At 62.2% G+C, this 15,482-nt stretch carries 15 protein-coding genes; 7 read left to right on the forward strand and 8 right to left on the reverse strand.

Annotated elements, in window-relative coordinates:
* Positions 1–123 precede the first annotated feature (123 nt).
* From PG898_RS03910 to PG898_RS03920, 3 genes are all read left to right on the forward strand, one after another.
* Positions 124–3,063 (forward strand): sensor domain-containing phosphodiesterase, encoded by a 2,940-nt coding sequence (locus tag PG898_RS03910; protein WP_171269093.1) that lies wholly within the window; start codon positions 124–126, stop codon positions 3,061–3,063.
* A gap of 75 nt (positions 3,064–3,138) precedes the next feature.
* Positions 3,139–3,981: a pyruvate formate lyase 1-activating protein gene (pflA, locus tag PG898_RS03915; RefSeq protein ID WP_171269094.1), complete on the forward strand. Its 843-nt coding sequence runs from the start codon at positions 3,139–3,141 to the stop codon at positions 3,979–3,981.
* A 93-nt stretch (positions 3,982–4,074) separates the two neighbouring features.
* A complete protein-coding gene (locus PG898_RS03920; protein WP_171269095.1) occupies positions 4,075–4,716 on the forward strand; it encodes an energy-coupling factor ABC transporter permease in 642 nt (213 codons plus the stop codon).
* Positions 4,717–4,774: 58 nt separating this feature from the next.
* On the opposite strand, the gene PG898_RS03925 is transcribed toward PG898_RS03920, so the two are convergent.
* From PG898_RS03925 to PG898_RS03940, 4 genes are all read right to left on the reverse strand, one after another.
* The gene (locus tag PG898_RS03925; RefSeq protein WP_043130022.1) at positions 4,775–5,467 is read right to left on the reverse strand and encodes an ABC transporter permease; all 693 of its coding nucleotides are present in this window, start codon (positions 5,465–5,467) and stop codon (positions 4,775–4,777) included.
* A 3-nt stretch (positions 5,468–5,470) separates the two neighbouring features.
* Positions 5,471–6,211 (reverse strand): ABC transporter permease, encoded by a 741-nt coding sequence (locus PG898_RS03930; protein WP_005332892.1) that lies wholly within the window; start codon positions 6,209–6,211, stop codon positions 5,471–5,473.
* A gap of 204 nt (positions 6,212–6,415) precedes the next feature.
* Positions 6,416–7,189 (reverse strand): ABC transporter substrate-binding protein, encoded by a 774-nt coding sequence (locus PG898_RS03935; RefSeq protein ID WP_041206090.1) that lies wholly within the window; start codon positions 7,187–7,189, stop codon positions 6,416–6,418.
* Positions 7,190–7,254: 65 nt separating this feature from the next.
* The gene (locus tag PG898_RS03940) at positions 7,255–8,025 is read right to left on the reverse strand and encodes an ABC transporter ATP-binding protein (protein ID WP_005332890.1); all 771 of its coding nucleotides are present in this window, start codon (positions 8,023–8,025) and stop codon (positions 7,255–7,257) included.
* Positions 8,026–8,557: 532 nt separating this feature from the next.
* Here PG898_RS03940 and PG898_RS03945 point away from each other — a divergent pair.
* Positions 8,558–9,460: a lysine exporter LysO family protein gene (locus PG898_RS03945; RefSeq protein ID WP_171269096.1), complete on the forward strand. Its 903-nt coding sequence runs from the start codon at positions 8,558–8,560 to the stop codon at positions 9,458–9,460.
* A 76-nt stretch (positions 9,461–9,536) separates the two neighbouring features.
* Here the strand turns inward: PG898_RS03945 and iadA are convergent, their stop codons facing one another.
* Positions 9,537–10,667: a beta-aspartyl-peptidase gene (gene iadA / locus PG898_RS03950; protein ID WP_171269097.1), complete on the reverse strand. Its 1,131-nt coding sequence runs from the start codon at positions 10,665–10,667 to the stop codon at positions 9,537–9,539.
* Positions 10,668–10,733: 66 nt separating this feature from the next.
* Positions 10,734–11,513 (reverse strand): ABC transporter substrate-binding protein, encoded by a 780-nt coding sequence (locus tag PG898_RS03955; protein ID WP_408749932.1) that lies wholly within the window; start codon positions 11,511–11,513, stop codon positions 10,734–10,736.
* Positions 11,514–11,938: 425 nt separating this feature from the next.
* On the opposite strand from PG898_RS03955, the gene PG898_RS03960 reads away from it, so the two are divergent.
* Positions 11,939–12,559, forward strand: a complete 621-nt coding sequence (locus PG898_RS03960) for an acyl carrier protein phosphodiesterase (RefSeq protein ID WP_171269098.1) — start codon at positions 11,939–11,941, stop codon at positions 12,557–12,559.
* 183 nt (positions 12,560–12,742) lie between these two features.
* On the forward strand, positions 12,743–14,077 hold the full coding sequence (locus PG898_RS03965; RefSeq protein ID WP_171269099.1) for a metal-dependent hydrolase family protein: 1,335 nt from the start codon (positions 12,743–12,745) through the stop codon (positions 14,075–14,077).
* A gap of 75 nt (positions 14,078–14,152) precedes the next feature.
* Here the strand turns inward: PG898_RS03965 and PG898_RS03970 are convergent, their stop codons facing one another.
* A complete protein-coding gene (locus tag PG898_RS03970) occupies positions 14,153–14,533 on the reverse strand; it encodes a DUF2069 domain-containing protein (protein ID WP_043130029.1) in 381 nt (126 codons plus the stop codon).
* A complete protein-coding gene (gene arsC / locus PG898_RS03975; RefSeq protein WP_043130031.1) occupies positions 14,530–14,880 on the reverse strand; it encodes an arsenate reductase (glutaredoxin) in 351 nt (116 codons plus the stop codon). The genes PG898_RS03970 and arsC overlap by 4 nt, the downstream gene beginning before the upstream one ends.
* Positions 14,881–14,938: 58 nt before the next feature.
* Between arsC and PG898_RS03980 the strand changes: the two genes are divergently transcribed.
* Complete coding sequence (locus PG898_RS03980) at positions 14,939–15,418, forward strand: TlpA disulfide reductase family protein (RefSeq protein ID WP_042648265.1); 480 nt, start codon at positions 14,939–14,941, stop codon at positions 15,416–15,418.
* The last annotated feature ends 64 nt before the right edge of the window (positions 15,419–15,482 follow it).

Genomic DNA, 15,482 nt, shown 5'->3' on the forward strand with positions numbered 1-15,482 from the left:
CACTCAACGAGAAATTGAGTTAAAATTAGAACAATCTAATTTAGGTTTCAATGAAATTTTGTTTGCCACGGATTTGCAGTATTCTTGCCCTCCGACAATTGCTCAACAGGATAGTGTCCGTTCATGTCGTCTACCGCGCTCAGCCATCTCCCGACAGCCAGCCAGGCCCCCCTGTTCTTTCGCCTGGATACCCGTAGTCAACGGCTGGTCGCCCTGACCGATGTGATGCAGACCCCGCTCCACTGGCTCGATGAGCCCCGCAGCGCCTGGCCGGCTCAGTTGCCTGATGCCCTGCGCCAACCCATAGAGCAGCGGCTGGCCAGCGGCAAGGGGGGCAAGCTGCTGCTGCGCTTTGCCGCCCAGCAGTGGCATATCTCCCTCTCCCATGAACAGGACGCCTTCTGGCTCATCTGCCTGCAGACCCAGTCCCAGGAGAGCGCAGCCAGCCTGTCGCTGCAACTGCCGCGCCTGAGCCAGATGGCCAGCCAGCAGCAGTATGCCGCCATGCTGGAGAGCCTCAGGGAGTGCCTGGGGGCCGATCGCCTGATCCTCTGGCACTACCAGGCCAATGGTCCCCTCGGCAGCGAGCAGCTGACCCCGGTCTTCACCCTGAATGCGGATTCTGTCGGTGCCATTCGCGGTGACAGCCGCTACATCCGGGCCTTGCGTACCCGGAGCGCCCTGAGCTTCTCGGAAGCCGCACACCAGCCCATGCTGAGCCAGCACTATTATCTGGCCAATGCCAATGTCAGCTCCCGCCTGGACGGCGCCCTGCTGGAGCAGGAGAAACTCATCGGCGTGCTCAGCCTCGAATACGCCGAGACGACCCTGATCGGCGAAGAGACGCTGCAGCTGGTGCGCCACTGCGCCCAGTTGCTGGGTCACTGGCAGCCCGAACCCGAGATAGCCGAGGACTCCCCTTTCACCCTGCCAGGCGGGCTCAGTTGCAAGACCGGCAATGAGTATTGCCGCGCCCTGGTGCGCTGGGCCATGACGGCGAGCGGCGCCCGCATCGGCTGGCTCGGGGAGTTTCAGCTGCGCGGCCAGGATCTCTGGCTCATCCCGCGCTGCATGCTGGAAGGAGAGACCTTCTCCGCGGTCAAGCCCATGCGGATGGAGATAGGCCCGGGCCGGGAGATCTTCCAGCACGGCCAGAGCCTCTATGTGGAAGACCTGCCGCTGCGCTATCCCCAGGCCACCCAGTTGCTGGCCCTCAACGCCAAGGCCTACATCGGCATCCCCCTCCAGGGTCAAGGCGGCGCCCCCCTCGGTCAGATCGCCCTGCTGCTGGACGGGCCGCTGGCCGACCCCATTCCCCTGCTCGATGCCCTCTACGAACAGCGTGAACGGGCGGCCATCGAACTGCAGCGCCTCGCCAACGACGATGCCCTGCGCCTGGCCGAGGTGGCCTTCAACACCCACGACGGTCTGCTGGTGATGGACCACGGCGGCATCATCCTCAAGGTCAATGACTCCTTCAGCCGCATCACCGGCTTTGCGAGCGAGGAGATGCTCGGTCAGCATATCGAGGCCCTGCGGCCTACCTATTATGGCGACAGCCTGAAGGAGGAGGTCATCGTCGCCGTCGATGAGCAGGGATACTGGCTCGGCGAGGAGCAGTGCCTGCACAGGGATGGCCATCTCTTCCCAGTACGGCTCATGGTCAGTGGCGTCAAGGATGAGGAGGACGAGATCAGCCATTTCGTCTGCAGCTTCCACGACATCACCCAGGAGAAGGAGGCGGCCCGCCACATCGAGCGGCTCGCCTATTACGACGATCTGTGCGACCTCTACAACAGACGCAGCCTGAACGACATCATGCAGCGCACCCTGCAGACCCCGAGCGGGCAGTGGGGGGCCTTGCTGCTGCTGGATCTCGACAACTTCAAGTCGATCAACGACTCCCTCGGCCATGCCTGCGGCGATCTGCTGCTGCAAGCCGTGGTGGTGCGGCTCAAGTCCCTGCCCCAGGAAAACCTGGTGCTGGCCCGCACCTCGGGGGACGAATTCGCCCTGCTGTTCACGGCGCTGGGCCAGGGCTACATCACCGCCAAGATCCTGGCGGAGCACTTTGCCCGGGAGCTGATGGGGATCTTCCGGCTCCCCTTCGACATCGGCGATCACAAGCTGCACTGCAGTGCCTCCGTGGGGATCAGCCTGTTCAGCGACGATGACAAGGATCACCTGATCCTGATGCAGCAGGCCGACACCGCCGTCCACATGGCCAAACGCGCCGGCCAGGGCAACCACATCTTCTTCAGCGAGGCCATGGCGGAGAAGGAGAAGAGCAAGCTCTCCCTGAGCAACCAGCTGCGCGATGCCCTACGCAACAACGAGCTGGTGCTGCACTATCAGCCCCAGTACAGAGTCGACAACGGCAGCCTCTCGGGTGTGGAGGCGCTGCTGCGCTGGCAGAAGATGGACGGCACCATGATCCCCCCCGGGGAGTTCATTCCCATCGCCGAAGAGACCACCCTGATCCAGGAGATAGGCTACTGGGTGATGAAGACGGCCTGCGCCCAGTACAGTTTCTGGCTCAACAACGGCCTCGCCATCCCCCATCTGTCGGTCAACGTCAGTGCCCGCCAGTTCCACACCGCCGGCTTCGTGCAGCAGGTGGAGTACGTGCTGCGCGATACCGGGGTGCCGCCATCGCGCCTGCTGCTGGAGGTCACCGAGTCCGTGGTGCTGGAAAACCGGTTGGACAGCATCGCCAAGATCCGCCAGCTCAAGGCGCTGGGCATCCTCATCTCCATCGATGACTTCGGTACCGGGTATTCTTCTCTCGCGTATCTGCGCGATCTCCCCGCCGATGAGGTCAAACTGGACAGGAGCTTCATCCAGACGCTGGTGCACAGCGAGCAGGACAAGGCCATCGTCAAGGCCATTCTGGATCTCGCCAAGGTGTTTCGCTTCACCGTGACCGCCGAAGGGGTGGAGGAGGAAGAGCAGTTGGCCGTGCTCAAGGCACTGGGATGCCAGCACTATCAAGGCTTCCTGACCAGCCGCCCGCTTCCCGTCAAGGCACTGGAGAGTCTGCTGGGTGCCACCCCAACCGGCTAAACAGGTAGGATTTATAGGGCTTTATGTCATAAAATAACGACCGCTCGAACCCTGTCCGAACAATTGGAGTCGTCTATGTCAGTCATTAACCGGATCCCTGCCGTTGAAACCAGCGGCCCTGCCGATCAGGGCACTCAGCGGATCCCTGCCGCCACCGTTAGCGACACCAGCAATCCCGACATCATTGGCCGGATCCATTCCGTCGAGACCTGTGGCACCGTCGACGGCCCCGGCATCCGCTTCATCGTGTTCATGCAGGGCTGCCTGATGCGCTGCAAGTATTGCCACAACCGGGACACCTGGGACACCCAGGGCGGCCGCGAGGTCACCGTGCCCGAGTTGATGCAGGATCTCACCAGCTACCGCCACTTCATGAATGCCTCGGGCGGCGGCGTCACCGCCTCCGGTGGGGAAGCCATGCTGCAGCAAGAGTTCATCGCCGAACTGTTTGCCGCCTGCAAGGCGCAGGGGATCCACACCTGCCTGGATACCAACGGCTTCGTGCGTCACTACGACGAGCTGCTCGATCGGGTGCTCGACAACACCGATCTGGTGCTGCTGGACATCAAGCAGATCAACGACGAGAAGCACATCCCCCTCACCCACGTCAGCAACAAGTACACCCTGGAGTTCGCGCGCTACCTGGCGTCCCGCGGCCAGACCATGTGGATCCGCTACGTGGTGGTGCCGACCTGGTCCGATGATGACGAGAGCGCCGAAGGGCTCGGTCAGTTCATCGCAGAGCTCGGTGATTGCGTCGAGAAGGTGGAACTGCTGCCCTACCACGAACTGGGCAAACACAAGTGGGACGTGCTGGGAGACACTTACGATCTGACCGGGATCAAGCCCCCCAGCAAGGAGACCATGGACAGGGTCCAGGCCATCCTCGGCAAGTACCACCCCAACGTGAAGTATTGAGACAGGAGGCCGCCCGGGATTGGGCGGCCTCTTTTCACTGCACCGCCAGCGCCCGGACTCATCACCGGGCAATGACATCCGAGGGAACATGTCATGAGTGAAGGACAAGTCGCCGCCCTCCTGCTCTGGCTGGTGCTGCTCGCCTTCAGCCTGAACGCCTCCCTGCTGCGCACCCTCCACGACCACCCCCTCTATCAACACCTCTGCCTGGGAAGTGCCATCGTCCTGGTGCCGCTCTGGACCTTGCGGGCAGGCCTCCATGAGGGGCTGGAGATCCACTTTCTCGGTCTCACCAGCCTGACCCTGCTGCTGGGCTGGCGCCTCGCCCTGCTGGCCCCCTGCCTCACCCTGCTGATCCTCGGGGCCTTTGGTGTCACCGATCTGGCGGAGTTCGGCTGGCAGGCGCTCATCGGCGTCGCGCTGCCGGTGGCCACCAGCTGGCTGCTGTTTCTGGCAAGCTGGGCCTGGATGCCCCGCCACCTCTTCGTCTATCTGTTCGTGGCCGCCTTCCTCGGCGGGGCCCTGAGCATCTCGGTCAAGATCCTCGCCAGTGCCCTGCTGATGGGGATGAGCGGCGCCTACCCCTGGCACACCATCAGTGCCGACTACCTCTCCATCTGGCCGCTGCTGCTCTTCCCCGAGGCCCTGCTCAACGGCATGGCCATGACACTGCTCGCCGTCTATCGACCCCACTGGGTCAACACCTTCTTCGACAGGGAATATCTGGGGCGGTGAGCCAGCAGAGGCCGGCGCCATAAAAAAAGCCCGCAGCTGCGGGCTTTTTTCATTTCTGTCACACGCTGCGGGGGCGCAGGTGGGCGTGCCAGCGGGCCTCCCACTTCTTGAACAGCCAGACGATGGCGAAGGTGAGCAGCATGTAGAGCAGGCCTGCGGTCAAGAAGGCCTCGAACGGGCTGTAGTAGCGGGAGTTGATGATCCGCGCCGCACCGGTCAGGTCGACGATGGTGATGATGCCCGCCACCGCCGAGCCCTGCAGCATGAAGATCACCTCGTTGCTGTAGGCTGGCAGCGCACGGCGAAACGAGTTGGGCAGGATGATGCGGGTGAGGGTCTGCCAGCGGCTCATGCCAAACGCATTGGCCGCCTCGATCTGTCCCTTTGGCATGTTCAGCACGGCGCCGCGCACTATCTCGGCGGTGTAGGCACCGGTGTTGAGGGTAAACGCCAGCAGGGCGCAGAACCAGGCCTCGGAGAAGAGCGCCCAGGCGGGGCCGTTTTTCAGCCACTCCCACTGGGCGGCGCCGTAGTAGATGATGAACAGCTGCACCAGCAGCGGAGTGCCGCGGAAGAAGTAGATATAAGCCCAGATCGGCCCCTTGATCAGCCAGTTGCGGCTGTTGCGCAAAATGCCCATGGGCACCGCCAGCATGAGGCCGAGCATGAGGGACACCGCCACCAGCCAGATGGTGGTGTAGAAACCTTCCCAGTAGGTGGGCCACTCCGTGAGAATGATCGAGAAATCCATGGCTTACCTCGTCTTGATGGCGTAGTGACGCTCGGCCCACTTGAGCGCCGAGGTGGAGACTGCGGTGAAGATCAGGAAGATCAGCGCCACCGCCATGTAGAAGGTGAAGGGCTGCTGGGTCGAGCCCGCCGCCAGCGACGCCTTGCGCACCATGTCATCGAGCCCGATGATAGAGACCAGCGCCGTGGTTTTCAGCAGTACCAGCCAGTTGTTGCCAAACCCCGGCAAGGCGTGGCGCATCATCTGGGGGAAGAGGATCCGCACAAATACCTGGGTCGCCCGCATGCCAAAGGCGCGCGCCGCCTCGAGCTCCCCCTTGTCCACCGCCAGGATGGCGCCGCGGAATGTCTCGGTCATGTAGGCACCGAAGATGAAGCCGATGGTGGCGACCCCGGCCGCAAACGGGCTGATGTCGATATAATCCGGCAGCAGGGAGACCCACTCCTGGCTCGGGTTGCTCTCCAGCAGGTAGTTGTTGTAGGCCTCGTTGACCCAGCTGCAGATCCCGTTGATCAGCACCTGGCCGCCGAAGAACAGCAGCATCATCAGCACCAGATCCGGGATGCCGCGAATGACGGTGGTGTAGGCGGTCGCGATGCCGCGCGCCCACTTGTAGGGAGAGAGCTTGGCCAGGGCACCCAGCATGCCCAGCAGCAGCGCCAGCAGCAGAGAGGCCAATGCCACCTCCAGGGTGACCCAGGCCCCCTCCAGCAGGGAGGTTTCGTATCCTTTCAAATCAAACATATGCGGCTCCATTGCAACGCATTGAGCGGGATCGCCCGTCCCAATATCCTTTCAAACCAAACACATGCAGCTCCATTGCAACTAAGCGGGCCCATCGCTCCCTTGCGAGAGACAACGGGCCCGGTGACTACAGACGAGGGTCAACCTGTCGTGATGATTCGCCGCAATCCCTTCGGCGGCTACCCGGGGTAGCGCGCCAGGGGGTTACTCGCCGTACACGTCGAAATCAAAGTACTTGTCGTTGATTTCCTTGTACTTGCCGTTGGCGCGCAGGGCCAGGATGGCGGCATTGAATTTCTCTTTCAGATCCTTGTCTGCCTTGCGTACCGCGATGCCGGCCCCCTCGCCAAACCACTTGGGATCGGTCAGTTTCGGGCCGACGAACTCGTAGGCATCGCCACCCTCTTTCTTCAGCAGGCCATCACTGATGGCGGCGGAGTCGGCCATCACGTAGTCAACCCGGCCGGATTTCAGATCGAGATAGGCTTCGTCTGCGGTGCCGTAGCGCTTGATGGTGGCGTTGGGGAAGTTGTCGGTGATGTAGGTGTCCATGGAGGTGGCGCGCTGCACGGCAATGGTCTTGCCATCCATGAAGGCCTTGTCGAGCTGCACGTCAGTGCCTTTCTTGGCGGCGAAGCGGGCCGGAATGTGCTGGTACTTCTGGGTGAAGTCCACCTTCTTCTTGCGCTCTTCGGTGATGTCCATGGTGGCGATGATGGCGTCATACTTGCGCGACAACAGCGCCGGAATGATGCCGTCCCAGTCCTGCTTGACCAGGGTGCACTTCACCTTCATCTCTTCGCACAGGGCGTTGGCGATGTCGATGTCAAAGCCTTTCACCTCGCCGCTCGGCTCGGTCCAGGAGAAGGGAGGATAGGCACCTTCCACCCCGATCCGCACCTCTTTCCACTCCTTGGCCATCAGGCTACCGGAACACAGGGCCGTCATCACGGCAGTCGCCAGCATCAGCTTGTTCATGTATCTCTCCTTGATAAACACGTCGATCATTGAAAACGCAGATTGTTGAAAATACAGCCCGTCCATCAATAGATGGAAGAGATGAATTGCTTGAATCGCTCCGACTTGGGATGGGCGAAGATCTCCTTGGGATTGCCCTCCTCCTCCACCCGCCCCTGATGCAGGAACATGACCTTGTTGGACACGTCACGGGCAAACGACATCTCGTGGGTGACCACCAGCATGGTGCGCCCCTCCTCGGCCAGCTCGCGCATCAGGCCGAGCACCTCCCCCACCAGTTCGGGATCGAGCGCCGAGGTGGGTTCATCGAACAGCATCACCTCGGGATCCACCGCCAGCGCCCGGGCAATGGCCGCCCGCTGCTGCTGGCCGCCGGAGAGATGACCGGGGTAGTAGTCGCGCCGCTCCCACAGACCCACCCGGTTGAGCAGCAGCTCCGCCTTGGCGATGGCCTCGGCACGGGGTACCTTGAGCACCTGGATGGGCACCTCGATGATGTTCTGCATGATGGTCATGTGCGACCAGAGGTTGAAGCTCTGGAACACCATGGCCAGGCGGCTGCGGATCCGCTCCACCTGACGCATGTCCTCAGGCAGGCGCTCACCGGCCCGATTGCTTTTCATGCGGATCAGTTCGCCATGGAGGGAAACCGTGCCGGAAGAGGGGGTTTCCAGCAGATTGATACAGCGTAGAAAGGTCGACTTCCCCGAACCCGAGGAGCCGATCAGGGAGATCACATCCCCCTTGTGGGCCGTCATATCGATGCCCTTGAGCACTTCGTGGGTGCCAAAATACTTGTGCAGTTCACGAACTTCCAGTGCGGCAACGTCGCTCATCCATTACAACCTTGTCTGTCCCTAGACGCCGCTACGGCGTGATCCCACCATCGTCAATTTAACAAAACGTTAACCGATGGCAACCTTCAGCGAAAATATCATTCAGGTAGTCAAAAAACAATACAGAACCGAGGTATTTGGTGTTTTATCTGTATTTTTATTGGCCTCATCGGTATTTTTCAGCACTTTGTCTGCATAAAATCCATTTTCAGTCGGTTCTCGGATACCGCACTTTTATACCTGCAACGCCCTACTGGCAAGAATATTCCACTATCCACACCAGATGTCACCCAAAACGACTTTATTCATCCTCCTCTGGTGAAGCCATCGCACAATTATATGAGGATGGAATTGATTTTACTGGTGATGCTCCCCCGTTTCACACAGCCAGTCCATTCCGCCAGTCATCGAAAAAACATAACAATGTGATAAAAAAGCCCCGTCTGGGGCATTCAAATACACGGATATGTGACACAGATGCAACAAGTCGTGATAAGGTGCCGTTTTTACCAGTTTTGTGACCGAGGCCCCAATGTTGCTGAATGTGTTGCTGATCCTGTTACCCCTGGCCATCGGCTATCTTGTTCCCCTCTCCAGTCAGCGGCTCATCAAGCTGGTCAATCAATCGCTGGGCAAGATGGTCTATCTCATCCTGTTCCTGATGGGGCTGGGGCTCGCCTATGTGGAGGACCTCGGCAGCAACCTGGCGGTGATCTTCAAGGTGGCCGGGGTGATGCTGGCCGCCATCACCGTCTGCAACCTGCTGGCGCTCTGGTGGCTGGACAGGCGTAGTCCGCCCACCCATGAGGCGAGCGACGGCAAGATGCCGAGCAAGCTGCACCTCTTGTGGGAGTCTCTCCAGCTCTGCTTCGTGGTGCTCGGCGGCGTGCTGCTAGGGCTGCTGGTGGGCTTGCGCACCCTGCCCATCGACAAGTGGAGCGAGTGGGCCCTGATGCTGTTGCTGCTGCTCATCGGCATCCAGATGCGCAACTCCGGCATGCGGCTGCGCCAGATCCTGCTCAACCCCTGGGGCATGAAGATAGCCGCCACCGTCATCCTCAGCAGCTGGCTCGGCAGCCTGCTGGCCTCACAGCTGTTGGGCATGCCCTTTGCCCACGGGCTGGCCATGAGCTCCAGCTTCGGTTGGTATTCGCTGTCGGGCATCCTGGTGGCCGACAAGCTGGGGCCAGTGCTCGGCTCCGCCGCCTTTATCAACGATCTGGGGCGCGAGCTCATTGCCATTCTCATCATTCCGGTGCTGATGCGTCGCCACCCCTCCGCCGCCATCGGTTACGGCGGCGCCACCGCGCTCGACTTCACCCTGCCGGTCATTCAGAAATCCGGCGGCATCCAGGTAGTCCCTGTGGCCATCGTCTCGGGCTTTATCCTGAGCCTGCTCGGCCCCATCCTGATACTGGGCTTCCTCGCTATCTGAGCCTGGTGCGACCCCAGGTGGAAAAAAGCCCGGCAGCAGTGCCGGGCTTTCTGTTTACTGACGGACGCACACTGGCTCAGGTTCGCCACTGACCGCCGCTCATCACCCGCTGGATGGCCAACGTATTCGGGTCGATAAGCAGCAGATCCGCATCCAGCCCCACCGCTATCACCCCCTTGCCTGCCAGCCCCAGGGCCCGCGCCGGATTGGCCGTGACCACTCCCAGAGCCACCTCGAACGACACCCCGAGAGCGCAGGCACGGACGCACTCCTGCCACAGGCTGGCAATCTGGCCGCAGCGCAACTCGATGAGGCGCCCCTCGCCATCGAAACGCGGCAGGCTGGCGTTGGCATCAGAGCTGAAGCTGATGCGATCGGCAGGCACATCGGATTCCAGCAGCGCCACCAGCGCCTCTGCCGCCAGTTGCTCGCCATCGTCCAGCAGCTCGGGGAAGCTCGAGGTGGTGAGATCGACCCAGCCCCCGGCCCGGCCCCAATCGATGGCCTCGGCAAAGAGCCAGGGGTTGCGGTTGCAGTGGGTGGGATAGAGCTGGCGCAGGGGAATGTCGGTGCCATCGCGCAGGGCCCGCAGCGGCGCCAGCGCCCCGCGGCCGTCCCCGACGTGGAAGAAGCTGACCCCGCTCTTGCCCGCGAGCAGCCCGGCCACCCGCGCCTCGCTCACCAGCCGTGCCAGCTCGTCATGCGTCGGCGCACTGGATCTGTGATCGCTGATGGCCAGCTCCCCCACCCCCAGCACCTCGGGGATCAGCATGATGTCCGACTCCACAGATCCGGTGAGGGTCTTGACCGGCAGGTGATAGGAGCCGGTGTACATGTAAGCGCTCACCCCGACGGCACGAAACTCACGCACCTTGCCGAGCACCTGGGCCGGGGTGCGGGTCAGGCTGTCGGTGCCAAGCGCCGCCACCAACGTGGTGACCCCCGCACTCAGCGCCTCCCTTGCCGCCAGCTCTGGGGTGCGAAAGGCAAAGCCCCCCTCCCCACCGCCCCCGGTGATGTGGGCCAGGGGATCCACCAACCCGGGCACCAGATAGCGGCCACGGCCGTCGACACGCACCAGCGGCCAGTCAGGGGGAACCGTCAGCCCCTTCCCCAGCCAGGCGATGCGGCCATCGGCCACCAGCAGATCCTGCTGGCCGAGCGGGACCGGGCTATGAATTTCCGCACCCTCGATCAGGGTCAACATGGGGTATCTCCTTGTTTCATCACCTCTTGCTGCAAAAAAAGAGAGGGAGCAAGCTCCCTCCCCCCATCAGCCACCATAAATATCGTACTTGAAGTACTTCTGGTTGATCTCCTGATACTTGCCATTGGCACGCAGGATTTTGATCGCCTCGTCCAACTTGGCCTTGAGATCCTGATCGCCCTTGCGTACCGCAATCCCCATGCCGTCACCAAACCACTGGCGATCGGTCAGGGCCGGCCCCACATACTCGAACTTGTCCCCGCCCGCCTTGCTGAGCAGCCCCTGATCGATGGCCGAGGCATCGGCCAGCAAGGCGAGCACCCGGCCCGCCTTCAGATCGAGATAGGCCTCATCGGCATTGCCGTAGCGCACTATGGTGACATCGGAGCCAAAGTTATCCGTCAGGTACTTGTCGTGGGTAGTGGCACGCTGCACACCGATGCGCTTGCCTGCCATCCCCGCCGGGGTCAGCGCCAGCTCGGTGCCCTTGGCCGCCACGAAGCGGTTGGGGATATGGGCATATTTCTCGGTGAAATCCACCTTCTTGCGCCGCTCGTCGGTAATCGACATGGCGGCGATGATCGCATCGTATTTGCGCGACAACAGGGCGGGGATCATGCCGTCCCAATCCTGCGCCACCAGCTCGCACTTGACGGCCATCTGCTGGCACAGGGCATGAGCGAGATCGATGTCAAAGCCCTTGATCTCCCCCGAGGCATCGGTCCAGGAGAAGGGAGGATAGGCGCCCTCCACACCGAAACGCACGGTTTTCCACTCCTTGGCCGTGACGGGGGTGGTGAGCAGGCAGGCAGCAAACAGGGCTGACAGGGTCAGTTTGGTATTCATCATGAGTACTCCATTACATAGAAAGCGCACAGGCGCGGTCAAGGCATCGCAAGCGTGGGCAAGCGATGGCCAACAAACGGCAAAACGCGGATGAGCGAGATCACGCCCCGTGGGTATCAATGATCGGCAGGCGTCAGTGATCGGCGGGCGTCAATGAACTGCTCCGGGGCCTCGACTTATTCGTCGAACCACTCGGAGAGGTAGAAAGGCTTGAAGTAGAAGGCCAGAAAAAAGCCTCTGGCTTTGCGCATCATGATGGTTTGTCGTGTCCTGTGACAAAGATGTCAGCCACCTTAGCACGCCCAAAATTTGCCCCGCAAGGGGGCGTTTCAGGTCCGTTGCAAAAACCCGGACCATGGTCAACAGAAGGTGGATCCGCTAGGCTCGGAGCACCTTGTCATCGATCTGCACACGACCCTGATCCCATGAATTACCTGGCGCACCTTCACCTGGCGGCCCACACCCGAAGCTCCCTCACTGGCAACCTGCTGGGAGACTTCGTCAAGGGGCCGCTGCCCACGGGGCTCGAGCCCCCCTTCGATGAGGGGATCTGGCTGCACCGCAAGATAGACGCCTTCACCGATGCCCACCCCGAGCACAGGGCGGCGGTCGCCAGCTTCGAGGCCCCCTGGCGCCGCTTTGGCGGCATCCTGGTGGACATGCTCTACGACCACTGGCTGAGTCGCCACTGGCAGCAATTCAGCCCGCAACCCCTGCCCCGCTTCCTGCAACAGAGCTATGGTCAACTGCTGGCGGATCATCACCGTCTGCCGGAGGGCCTGCCGGTGCCCCTCAGGCGGATGGCCGAGCAAGACTGGATCGCCTCATACCGGCACCGGGAGGGGCTGAGTCAGGCCCTCAACGGCATCGGCCGCCGCCTGCGTCGCCCCCTGTTGCTGGGAGAGGCACTCCATACCCTGGATGAGGGCCGCTGGCACGAGTGTGAGCGGGGGTTTCTGCGCTTCTATCCCGCGTTGATCTGCTTCAGTGAGCGGCAGCTCGCCCACTACCGCGCCACCAGAGATCCTCAAGGACCCCCAGGTTAGATGCCTTGATCCTGTTTCAGACAAGGCTGGCAGGGCAAGGGAGGAAACGAAAGCTGGATCAGATTGGGTCTTTTATGGCACCCCAAAAGGGAGGAGACTGGCGATGCCGCTCAGCCCGGGCTCAGGCTGAACGGGTGCGGCTGGGCTAGACTCAGCCCCCTCAAGACCCAAGGAGACCTCTTCATGTCATTGCGATTATTCTGTAGCGCCCTGTGCGGCGCCCTCCTGGCCGGTGGTGCCGTTCACGCCACCGAGCCAGCTCATGCAGCCATCTTGTTTGAAAACGTGCGTATCTTCGATGGCAAGGGGAGTGCACTCAGCGCCCCCTCCTCCGTCCTGGTGGAAGGCAGCCTGATCACCAGGCTCAGCCAGGGCGGCATCAAGGTGGAAGGCGAAGTGCAGCGTATCGACGGCCAGGGCAAGACCCTGATGCCGGGCCTCATCGACGCCCATACCCACCTGATGTTCGCCACCCTGCCGCAGATTGCCGTGCTGACCAACGACGTCACCTTCACCACAGTGGCGGCAACCAGGGCGGCCAACGACATGCTGATGCGCGGCTTCACCAGTGCCCGTGATCTCGGCGGCCCCGTGTTCGGCCTCAAGAAGGGGATCGACATGGGGTTGATCAATGGACCGCGTATCTGGCCGGCCGGCGCCATGATCTCCCAGTCCGGTGGCCACGGCGACTTCCGCCTGCCCAACGAACTGCCGGCACTGGCGGGACAATACTCCTTCGGCGAGCGGGCCAACGCGGCCATGGTCGCCGACAGTCCGGATGCCGTGCGCCAGCGCACCCGCGAGCAACTCGCCCTCGGCGCCTCCCAGATCAAGGTGATGGCCGGTGGCGGTGTGGCCTCCAACTATGATCCCATCGATGTGACCCAGTACACGGTGCCGGAGATCCGCGCCGCGGTGGAGGCCGCCGACAACTGGGGCACCTATGTGACCGTGCACGCCTATACCCCGAAGGCGGTGCGCCAGGCCATCGAGGCAGGCGTCAAGTGCATCGACCACGGTCAGATGCTCGACGAGGACACTGCCAGACTGATGGCCGAAAAGGGGGTCTGGTGGAGCCTGCAACCCTTCACCGACGATCGCAAGTCCCCCTTCCCGGAGGGCTCGGCCAACCGTCGGAAGCAGCTTGAGATGTACAAGGGCACCGACCACGCCTATGCCATGGCCAAGAAGTACGGCATCAAGACCGCGTTCGGTACCGACGCCCTGTTCAGCGCCCAGGCCGCCGCCAGTCAGGGCACCATGCTGGCCAAGATGGGCACCTGGTATACCCCGGCCGAGGTGCTGAGGATGGCCACCCATGACAACGCCGAGCTGCTGGCCCTCTCCGGCCCGCGCAGCCCCTACCCGGGCAGGCTGGGCGTGGTGGAGGCCGGGGCGCTGGCCGATCTGCTGCTGATCGACGGTGACCCGCTCAAGGATCTCTCCCTGGTGGCCGATCCGGCCAAGCACTTCAAGGTGATCATGAAGGACGGCAAGATCTACAAGAACACGCTCTGACCTCCCTGGATGACAAAAAGGCCCCGAAAGGGGCCTTTTTGATGGGGGCTGCACGACTGCCAGCGGCAGAGCGGCTCAGCGATCTTCCTTCTTCTTGCGAATGCTCAGGCCCAGCTCACGACCGCGCAGGCGGGCGTAATAGATGGTGCCGACGAAGGCCAGAGTGGTGAACACCAGCTCCACCACCGCCAGCCACCGCTCCCCTTCATCCGTGGTGATCAGGGTGAGGGCGTGGAGGAAGTAGGGCATCAGCACGAAGTTGCCCCAGGCATGGGTGTAAGGGTTGCCCTGCACTATCCCCTTCAAGGGGAAGAGCAGCGGCACCGTCCAGATCACCGGCAGCAGCCAGGGATTGAGATCCGGATGGGGTGACAGCCACAGATGCCAGAGGATGACCCAGCCCAGCAGGCCGAAGAAGCCGACCAGGGTCAGCAGACGGGCGAAGCGGGTGCTCACTTGAGGATCTCCAGCACCTGCTCGGGCGGACGGCCGATGCGGGCCTGACCATTCTTGATGACGATGGGGCGTTCGATAAGCTTCGGATGCTGGTGCATGGCGCGAATGAGGGCATCGCCGCTCATCTCGGCCAGCCCCAGCTCCTTGTAGAGATCTTCCTTGGTGCGCATCAGCTGGCGCGGATCGGTGAAACCGAGCTGGCTCAACAGGGTGCGGATATCGTCTTCGCTCGGCGCCTGTTCCAGATAGAGCACCACCTCCGGGGCTATTCCGTGCTGTTCCAGCAAGGCCAGGGTTTCACGGCTCTTGGAGCAGCGCGGGTTGTGATAGATTTGGGTCTCGCTCATGGTAACTCCCTGATATTGCAAGATGGGACAACAAATGGCGCTATTGTAGGGGAAACGGATGGGCAGGGTAAGCGGGAAGGATATGGAAATGAAACGAATCTGTTGGCTGATTGTGGCGACCCTGCTGGGGGCCTGCAGCCCGGCGCCCGACTTCACCGACGAGACGGGCAAGAGCATCAGCCTGAGCGCCCTGGCGGGCAAGCCCCTGCTGGTCAACTACTTCGCCCCCTGGTGCGCCCCCTGTCTGCGGGAGATGCCCCTGCTCGCGGCGCTGCACCGGGAGGGGCGGATTGGAGTGATCGCCATCAACTATGATCCCGCCTCCCCCGGTGAGCTGGCCGAGCTGGCCCGGCGCCATCAGATAGCCGTCCCCCTGATGGTGCCCCTCGATGAAGCCAGCCTCCCCTTCCCCAGACCCGGCGCGCTGCCAACCAGCTACCTGCTCGATGGCGAGGGCCGGTTGCAGGAGACACTGGTGGGAGAGATAGATGAACACAGGCTCGCCGACCTCAGGGCCTGGGCTGCAGCACAGCCCTGATGGCCCCATGACGAAACGGGGTGCCCCATCGCTGGTGCACCCCGTTTCGTCACAGGAGCGGTGA

The organism is Aeromonas sp. QDB31 (assembly GCF_027707605.1).
GTDB classification, from domain to species: Bacteria; Pseudomonadota; Gammaproteobacteria; order Enterobacterales; family Aeromonadaceae; genus Aeromonas; species Aeromonas media.